The sequence below is a fragment of the Streptomyces sp. TRM64462 genome, from assembly GCF_013362995.1.
Classification (GTDB): Bacteria; Actinomycetota; Actinomycetes; order Streptomycetales; family Streptomycetaceae; genus Streptomyces.
Genome location: NZ_JABWDV010000243.1, coordinates 1 through 7,839 on the forward strand (window position 1 = coordinate 1; position 7,839 = coordinate 7,839).

Here is a 7,839-nt window from a genome sequence, read left to right on the forward strand (position 1 = left end):
CCGGTCCGGCGCACGGGCGGGCCCCGGCTCAGTAGCGCGTGATCGCCGTGGACCCGGACGCCGTCCCGATCGCGATGTGCGGCCGGGCCCCCGCGCGCAGCCACGTCAGGATCCGAGCCATCGCGTCCTTCGGCACGGACACGCACCCCGCCGTCGGCCCGTCCCCGTTCACGTGCAGGAAGATCCCGGCGCCCCTGCCCCGCACGGGCCGCTCGTAGTTGAACCCGATGACGACCCCGTACGCGTACTGCTTCCCGTACGTGATGAGGTGCTCGGCCTCCTCGGCGCGGCAGTCCGCCGGCAGCGGCCGCACCCACCGGTTGTACGAGGCCGACGCGTTGTCCTGGCACCACCACGCGTCCCGCGTCACGCGCCGGTACGGGTACGCGGTGCCCGGCGGGGGCGCCTCGATGCCGAAGCCGAACCGCAGGTCGTACAGGCCGGCCGGCGTCGTCGACGTCCCCTGTCGGCGCCGCTCGCCCGCCACGAGTCCGCCCGCCCCGAACCGCGCGGGCGCGGACCCCGCCTTCACCCACCGCCGGTCGCCCCGCCGCTCCCACCAGGTGACCGTGCCCGCCGTGGCGCCCGGGTCCGGGGCCTCGGCGGTGATGAGCTGCGTACCGCCCCCGGTGTCGGCCAGCCGCGCGGGCAGCGACAGCGGCGGCGGCTCGGCCGCGCGGGCCGCCGACAGGGGCAGGAGAAGGAGCAGGGCGGCGGCGATGACGGGACCGGTGCGCATGGCCCCGACCGTAAGGGCGCCGGACGATCAACGCTCCCGGGGCGCGTCCGTCCGGGGCGGCAGGGGCAGCGGCAGGGCCGGCAGACCGTCCAGGCTCTGCCCGACGTACTCCTTCTTCTCGCAGTACGCCGCGAACTCCTCGTCCGTCTTGCGCGCGAAGTGCTCGGCGTGCTGGGTGCGCTCCTCGCGGTAGTCCAGGAACGGCACGGCGAAGCCGCAGGAGTCGCTGATCCGGCGTGCCCGCACCACGATGACCGCCCGGGCGGACGGTCCGTCGGCCGCCTCGAACCGGCGGATGTGGTCACCCCACCGCGGGTCGTCGCGGAAGATCGCCTCACCCGTGCCGTGTACGCGCAGCACCTTCGGCGGTCCGTCGAACGCGCACCACATGAGGGTGATCCGCCCGTTGCCCTCCTCCCTCAGGTGGGCGATGGTCTCGGCCGTGCTGCCGCCGAAGTCCAGGTAGGCCAGGGTCTTCTCGTCGATCACGACGAGGGTGCCCTTGCGTCCCTTGGGGGAGAGGTTGACGTGTCCGTCGCCCGCCAGCGGGGCGGTCGCGGTGAAGAAGACGGGCTGCTGCTCGATGAACGTCCGTATCCGGCCTTCGATGAGGTCGTATCGCTTTCCCATGTGCCGGATTATCGCCCGCACGGGTGATCAGCCGTAGAGAGCGCTTTGACAAAACATACGGAGGTCTGCATAGTTATGCCTATCGCTGGATGCACCGCTAAGGAGAAACCCGTGACCGAGCGCGTCGTACTCGCCTATTCGGGCGGTCTGGACACCTCCGTCGCCATCGGCTGGATCGCCGAGGAGACGGGTGCCGAGGTCATCGCCGTCGCCGTGGACGTCGGCCAGGGCGGCGAGGACCTGGACGTCATCCGCAAGCGCGCGCTCGCCTGCGGTGCGGTGGAGGCCGAGGTCGCGGACGCCAGGGACGAGTTCGCCGACGAGTACTGCCTCCCGGCGATCAAGGCCAACGCCCTCTACATGGACCGCTACCCGCTGGTCTCGGCGCTCTCCCGCCCCGCGATCGTCAAGCACCTCGTCGCCGCCGCCCAGAAGCACGACGCCTCGATCGTCGCCCACGGCTGCACCGGCAAGGGCAACGACCAGGTCCGCTTCGAGGCCGGCATCGCCGCACTCGGACCCGACCTGAAGTGCATCGCCCCGGTCCGCGACTACGCGATGACCCGGGACAAGGCCATCGCCTTCGCCGAGAAGGCGGACCTGCCGATCGCCACCACCAAGAAGTCCCCGTACTCCATCGACCAGAACGTCTTCGGGCGGGCCGTGGAGACCGGCTTCCTGGAGGACATCTGGAACGGCCCGGTCGAGGACATCTACGAGTACACCGCGAACCCGGCCGAGCCGCGCGAGGCCGACGAGGTCGTCATCTCCTTCAAGGAGGGCGTCCCGGTCGCCCTCGACGGCGAGCCCGTCACCGTCCTCCAGGCGATCCAGCAGCTCAACGAGCGGGCCGGCGCGCAGGGCATCGGCCGGATCGACATGGTCGAGGACCGGCTCGTCGGCATCAAGTCCCGCGAGGTGTACGAGGCTCCCGGCGCGATCGCCCTGATCACCGCCCACCAGGAGCTGGAGAACGTCACCGTCGAGCGCGAACTGGCCCGCTACAAGCGGCAGGTCGAGCAGCGCTGGGGCGAACTGGTCTACGACGGCCTGTGGTTCTCGCCGCTGAAGCGGGCCCTGGACGGTTTCATCGACGAGGCCAACCAGCACGTCACCGGCGACATCCGGATGACCCTGCACGGCGGCCGCGCCGTCGTCACCGGCCGGAAGTCGGACCAGTCGCTGTACGACTTCAACCTCGCCACGTACGACACGGGCGACACGTTCGACCAGTCGAAGGCGCAGGGCTTCATCGACCTCTTCAGCCTGTCGGCGAAGATCGCCGCGCGGCGTGATCTGGCCTGAGCCGGCGTCGTTCATCCGCACCACCCACCATCCCTCTCCCTCTCCCTCTCCCTCCCGAGGAGCTTCCGCAGTGAGCAGCAACAACGGTGACGTCCGGCTCTGGGGCGGCCGGTTCGCCGACGGCCCGGCCGAGGCGCTGGCGAAACTGTCCGCGTCGGTCCACTTCGACTGGCGGCTCGCGCCGTACGACATCGCCGGCTCCCGTGCCCACGCGCGCGTGCTGCACAAGGCCGGGCTGCTCACCGAGGACGAGCTGACCCGCATGCTGGCGGGCCTCGACCGGCTGGAGGCCGATGTCGCGTCCGGCGCGTTCACCGGCACCATCGCCGACGAGGACGTCCACACCGCCCTGGAGCGTGGCCTGCTGGAGCGTCTCGGCCCGGACCTGGGCGGCAAGCTGCGGGCAGGCCGGTCCAGGAACGACCAGGTCGCGACCCTCTTCCGGATGTACCTGCGGGACCACGCCCGGATCATCGGCGGGCTCCTGGCCGATCTTCAGGACGCCCTGGTGGGCCTGGCCGAGGCGCACCCGGACGTCGCGATGCCGGGGCGTACGCACCTCCAGCACGCCCAGCCGGTGCTGTTCGCGCACCACGTGCTCGCGCACGTCCAGTCGCTGTCCCGGGACGCGGAGCGACTGCGCCAGTGGGACAAGCGGACGGCGGTCTCCCCGTACGGCTCCGGGGCCCTGGCGGGCTCCTCGCTCGGGCTCGACCCGGAGGCGGTGGCGAAGGACCTCGGCTTCGAGAACGGCAGCGCGGGCAACTCGATCGACGGCACTGCGTCGCGGGACTTCGTCGCCGAGTTCGCCTTCATCACCGCGATGATCGGCGTGAACCTCTCGCGCATCGCCGAGGAGGTCATCATCTGGAACACGAAGGAGTTCTCCTTCGTGACCCTCCACGACGCCTTCTCGACGGGCTCGTCGATCATGCCGCAGAAGAAGAACCCCGACATCGCGGAACTGGCGCGCGGCAAGAGCGGCCGCCTGATCGGCAACCTGACGGGCCTGCTGGCCACCCTGAAGGCCCTGCCCCTGGCCTACAACCGGGACCTCCAGGAGGACAAGGAGCCGGTCTTCGACTCCTGCGACCAGCTGGAGATCCTGCTGCCGGCCTTCACCGGCATGATGGCGACGCTCACGGTCAACCGGGAGCGCATGGAGGAACTGGCCCCTGCGGGCTTCTCCCTTGCGACGGACATCGCGGAGTGGCTGGTCAAGCAGGGCGTGCCGTTCCGTGTCGCGCACGAGGTCGCCGGCGAGTGCGTGAAGGTCGCGGAGGCGGAGGGCAAGGAGCTGGACGACCTCACGGACGACCAGTTCGCGAAGATCTCCGAGCACCTGACCCCCGAGGTCCGCACGGTCCTCAACGTCCCCGGCGCCCTCGCCTCCCGCGACGGCCGCGGCGGCACGGCCCCGTCCGCGGTCGCCACCCAGCTGGCCGAGGTCAAGGCCGACCTGGTCATCCAGCACGCCTGGTCCGCCGCCAAGAACAAGTAACCCGCCCTACAGCTACAGCCACATCGCCGCCGCCCACTCCGCGAGCGCGTCGAAGTCCGCCCGGATCAGCCCGATCCGCGGATCGACGCACAGGAGCAGGGCGGCGGCGAGGTGCTTCCGGTCCACGAACTCCCGGTCGTACGACGTGATGTCGTCGTCCACCCACGCGAACGGCCGCCCGCCCGCGTACTCCAGCACGTACTGCGTCTTCCAGAACGTCCCGCCGGGGGCCCAGCCGTGCATCTCCGGCCAGTCGATGAAGGGCAGCTCCGGCAGCCCGAGCCGAGGGCCTATCCACTCGTTCGCCTCGCCCTTCCACGTCGTCGCCCACACCAGCTCGTAGACGTCGGCGAGCGCGAGCAGCTCCTGACCGTGGCGGGGGTCGAGCCAGACCCGCAGCGGCCGCCCTCCGGCATGCGCACATGCTCCCCTCCGACCCATCCGTGAGTCGATCATTTTTCAGATGAGACATTTATGTCTCACTCGGGTTATGGTTGTCTCATGAGTGTTGACCGTGACCAGGTGCTCCGCAGCGCCGCCGCCCTCCTGTCCCGTAAGTCCACCGCCACCATGGACGAGGTCGCCCGTGCCGCCGGGATCGGGCGGGCCACGCTGCACCGGCACTTTGCCGGGCGGGACGCGCTGGTCAGGGCGCTGGAGGAGCTCGGCATCCAGGAGTTCGAGGCGGCCATCGACGCCGCCCGGCTCGACGAGGGCTGCGCCGAGGACGCGCTGCGGCGGCTGGTCGCCGGCGTCGAGCCGGGCGCCGGGCTGCTGTCGTTCCTCGTCACCGAGAACCAGCTCTTCGAGGGCGACCAGGTCAACGAGGGCTGGGCCCGCCTCGACGCCCGCGTCGCCGCGCTGTTCCGGCGCGGCCAGGAGCGCGGCGAGTTCCGCATCGACCTCACGCCCGCCTGGCTCACCGAGGCGCTCTACGGCCTCGTCGGCACCTGCGCCTGGGCCGTGCAGGACGGCCGCGTCGCCGCCAAGGACTTCCAGTACATGATCGTCGAGCTGCTGCTCGGCGGAGCCCGACGCAGGAGCGTGGAGAAGTGACCCCCCGTACCGTGCAGCCGCCTCAGGACACCGCGGAGGCCGTACGCCGCCCCGGCCGCTGGCTCGCGCTCGCCGTCCTCGTCCTCGCCGTGCTGCTCGTCGCCGTCGACGCGACCGTACTCGGCCTCGCCACGCCCTTCCTCAGCGAGGACCTGAAGCCCTCCGGCACCCAGCTCCTCTGGATCGGCGACGTCTACTCCTTCGTCATCGCCGGCCTGCTCGTCTCCATGGGCAGCCTCGGCGACCGCATCGGCCGCAAGAAGCTGCTCCTCACCGGAGCCACGGCCTTCGGCGCCGTATCCGTACTCAACGCGTACGCCACCACCCCCGAAACGATGATCGTCGCCCGCGCGCTGCTCGGCGTCGCCGGCGCGACCCTCATGCCGTCCACCCTCGCGCTCATCCGCAACCTCTTCCACGACCCGCGCGAGCGCAGCCTCGCCATCGGCATCTGGGGTGCCATGGCGTCGGCGGGCGCGGCCGTCGGCCCGGTCGTGGGCGGGTTCCTGCTGGAGCACTTCTGGTGGGGCTCGGTCTTCCTCATCAACCTCCCGGTGATGGCCGTCCTCGTCGTGGTCGGCGTCAAGTTCATCCCCGAGTCGAAGAACCCCGCGCCCGGCCCCTGGGACCTGCCCAGCGTCGGCACGTCCCTCGTCGGCATGATCGGCGTCGTGTACGCGGTCAAGGAGACCGCCGCCCACGGGCCGCGCCTCGACGCGGCCGTCGCCGCCGTCGTCGGGGCCGCCGCGCTCGCCTGGTTCGTACGCCGTCAGCTCACCCTCACCGCGCCGCTGCTCGACATGCGGCTGTTCCAGCACCGCGGCTTCTCGGGCGCGGTCCTCGCGGACCTGCTGACCATCCTGGGCCTCGCCGGGCTGATCTTCTTCCTGTCCCAGTTCCTGCAACTGGTCCAGGGCCGCAGCCCCTTGGAGGCCGGCCTCGCGGAACTCCCCGCCGCGCTCGGCGCGGTCGGCGCGGGGCTCGCCGCGGGCGTCGTTGCGCGCCGGTTCTCCGTACGGTCCGTCGTCTCCGGCGGGCTCGCCGCGGTCGGCCTCGCCCTCGCCGCGCTGACGGTCCTCGACCGGGGCACCGGCTACCCGCTGCTCGGCGCGTCGCTGCTGGTCGTCGGCGTGGGGGCGGGGCTGGCGTTCACGGTCACCGCGGACGTCATCCTGTCCAGCGTGCCCAAGGAGCAGGCGGGCGCCGCGTCCGCCGTGTCCGAGACGGCGTACGAGCTGGGCGCGGCGCTCGGCATCGCGCTCCTCGGGTCCATCGTGACGGGCGTCTACCGCGACTTCACCACACCGCACGGCGTCCCCGCCGGCCCCGCCGCGGCCGCGCACGAGTCGCTCGGCGGCGCGGTCGAGGCCGCGGCGGCCCTGCCGGATCGTTCCGCCACCGCCCTCGTCACCGCCGCGCAGGACGCCTTCGTCTCGGGCCTCCACATCGCCGCAGCCGTCGGCGCGGCCGTCCTGCTGGCCACGGCTGCCGCCGCTTGGCACCTCCTGCGCGGCCAGCGCCTGGAGGACAGCGCGGCCGCCGACCACCCGTGACTGATGCGGACGCGTGAACGGCGAAGGGGCCGCACCCACCCGGGCGCGGCCCCTTCGCAGGCCCTTACGCGGCCTTCGCCTTCGTGGCGTACATGTCCACGTACTCCTGCCCCGAGAGCCGCATCACCTCGGCCATCACCGAGTCCGTGACCGCCCGCAGCACATACCGGTCGCGGTCCATGCCCTCGTAGCGCGAGAACTCCATCGGCTCACCGAACCGCACCGTCACGCGGCCCGGCCGCGGCAGCCCCGCGCCGCCCGGCTGCAGCTTGTCCGTGCCGATCAGCGCGAACGGCACCACCGGCGCGCCCGTCATCAGCGTGAGCCGCGCGATACCCGTACGGCCCCGGTACAGCCGGCCGTCGGGGGAGCGGGTGCCCTCCGGGTAGATGCCGAAGATCCGGCCGTCCTCCAGCACCCGGCGGCCCGTGTTCAGCGCCGCCACCGCGGCGCCCGCGCCGTCCCGGTCCACCGGGATCATGCCGACGCCCGTGAAGAACCAGGCCATGAGCCGGCCCTTGATCCCCTTGCCGGTGACGTACTCGTCCTTGCCGATGAAGAACACCTGGCGGTCCACCACGAGCGGCAGGATCATCGAGTCGATGAAGGTCAGATGGTTGCCCGCCAGGATGACCGGGCCGGATCCGGGGATGTTCTCGGCGCCCTCCACCTGGGGGCGGAACATCAGCCGCATGACCGGGCCGAGCACTGCCTTGATGAGCGCGAAGCGGGACAACGAGTCCTCCGGTGTCGTGGGCAGACGGCAGATGGCACATGTCTGTGCAGGTGAGGACGATACTCGCGGGTCACGTCCCGCCGCACATCGGGTTAACCGAGTCGATACGCAGTGTTGACCCGCGTTTTCCACACGTTCGTCCAGGGGCTGCCGTACCGAAGGCGTAGCCGTCTACGATCAAGCGCGCCCAACAGGCCGAACATCGAAGACACGTTCACAAGAGGAGCCTTCATGACACAGGGTGCGCGCAGGAGTCCGGACCGGCGGACCGTCCTGGGAGCGGCGGTGCTCGGCACGGCCGCGCTCGGCGCGGGCGGCG

7 protein-coding genes and 1 pseudogene are annotated in these 7,839 nt (G+C 71.5%); 4 read left to right on the top strand and 4 right to left on the bottom strand.

Going from position 1 to position 7,839, the window contains the following annotated elements; genetic code table 11:
- Positions 1-28: 28 nt before the first annotated feature.
- Both HTZ82_RS11440 and HTZ82_RS11445 read right to left on the bottom strand, forming a co-directional pair.
- On the bottom strand, positions 29-739 hold the full coding sequence (locus HTZ82_RS11440; RefSeq protein ID WP_175409234.1) for a L,D-transpeptidase: 711 nt from the start codon (positions 737-739) through the stop codon (positions 29-31).
- A 27-nt stretch (positions 740-766) separates the two neighbouring features.
- Positions 767-1,369, bottom strand: a complete 603-nt coding sequence (locus tag HTZ82_RS11445) for a pyridoxamine 5'-phosphate oxidase family protein (RefSeq protein WP_175409235.1) — start codon at positions 1,367-1,369, stop codon at positions 767-769.
- 111 nt (positions 1,370-1,480) lie between these two features.
- Here HTZ82_RS11445 and HTZ82_RS11450 point away from each other — a divergent pair, with 111 nt between their 5' ends.
- Together HTZ82_RS11450 and argH are read left to right on the top strand one after the other, a co-directional pair.
- Positions 1,481-2,674, top strand: coding sequence for an argininosuccinate synthase (locus HTZ82_RS11450; protein WP_175409236.1), 1,194 nt, complete (start codon positions 1,481-1,483; stop codon positions 2,672-2,674).
- Between the two features lie 70 nt (positions 2,675-2,744).
- Entirely contained in the window at positions 2,745-4,175 is a 1,431-nt protein-coding gene (argH, locus tag HTZ82_RS11455; protein WP_175409237.1) for an argininosuccinate lyase, read from the top strand.
- A gap of 12 nt (positions 4,176-4,187) precedes the next feature.
- On the opposite strand, the pseudogene HTZ82_RS11460 reads toward argH, so the two are convergent.
- Positions 4,188-4,583, bottom strand: a pseudogene (locus HTZ82_RS11460) (hypothetical protein); the annotation flags it as partial.
- A gap of 93 nt (positions 4,584-4,676) precedes the next feature.
- Between HTZ82_RS11460 and HTZ82_RS11465 the strand changes: the two are divergent.
- Together HTZ82_RS11465 and HTZ82_RS11470 are read left to right on the top strand one after the other, a co-directional pair.
- Positions 4,677-5,231, top strand: a complete 555-nt coding sequence (locus HTZ82_RS11465) for a TetR/AcrR family transcriptional regulator (RefSeq protein ID WP_175409238.1) — start codon at positions 4,677-4,679, stop codon at positions 5,229-5,231.
- Positions 5,228-6,784, top strand: coding sequence for an MFS transporter (locus HTZ82_RS11470; protein WP_309235421.1), 1,557 nt, complete (start codon positions 5,228-5,230; stop codon positions 6,782-6,784). Before HTZ82_RS11465 ends, HTZ82_RS11470 begins: the two co-directional genes overlap by 4 nt.
- Before the next feature lie 64 nt (positions 6,785-6,848).
- Here HTZ82_RS11470 and HTZ82_RS11475 read toward each other — a convergent pair whose 3' ends face one another.
- Positions 6,849-7,520: a lysophospholipid acyltransferase family protein gene (locus tag HTZ82_RS11475; protein ID WP_375540802.1), complete on the bottom strand. Its 672-nt coding sequence runs from the start codon at positions 7,518-7,520 to the stop codon at positions 6,849-6,851.
- Positions 7,521-7,839: the final 319 nt, after the last annotated feature.

Coding starts and splice junctions, on each gene's coding strand:
- HTZ82_RS11440 (WP_175409234.1), bottom strand. CDS start 739: ATGCGCACCGGTCCCGTCATCGCCGCCGCCCTGCTCCTTCTCCTGCCC.
- HTZ82_RS11445 (WP_175409235.1), bottom strand. CDS start 1,369: ATGGGAAAGCGATACGACCTCATCGAAGGCCGGATACGGACGTTCATC.
- HTZ82_RS11465 (WP_175409238.1), top strand. CDS start 4,677: ATGAGTGTTGACCGTGACCAGGTGCTCCGCAGCGCCGCCGCCCTCCTG.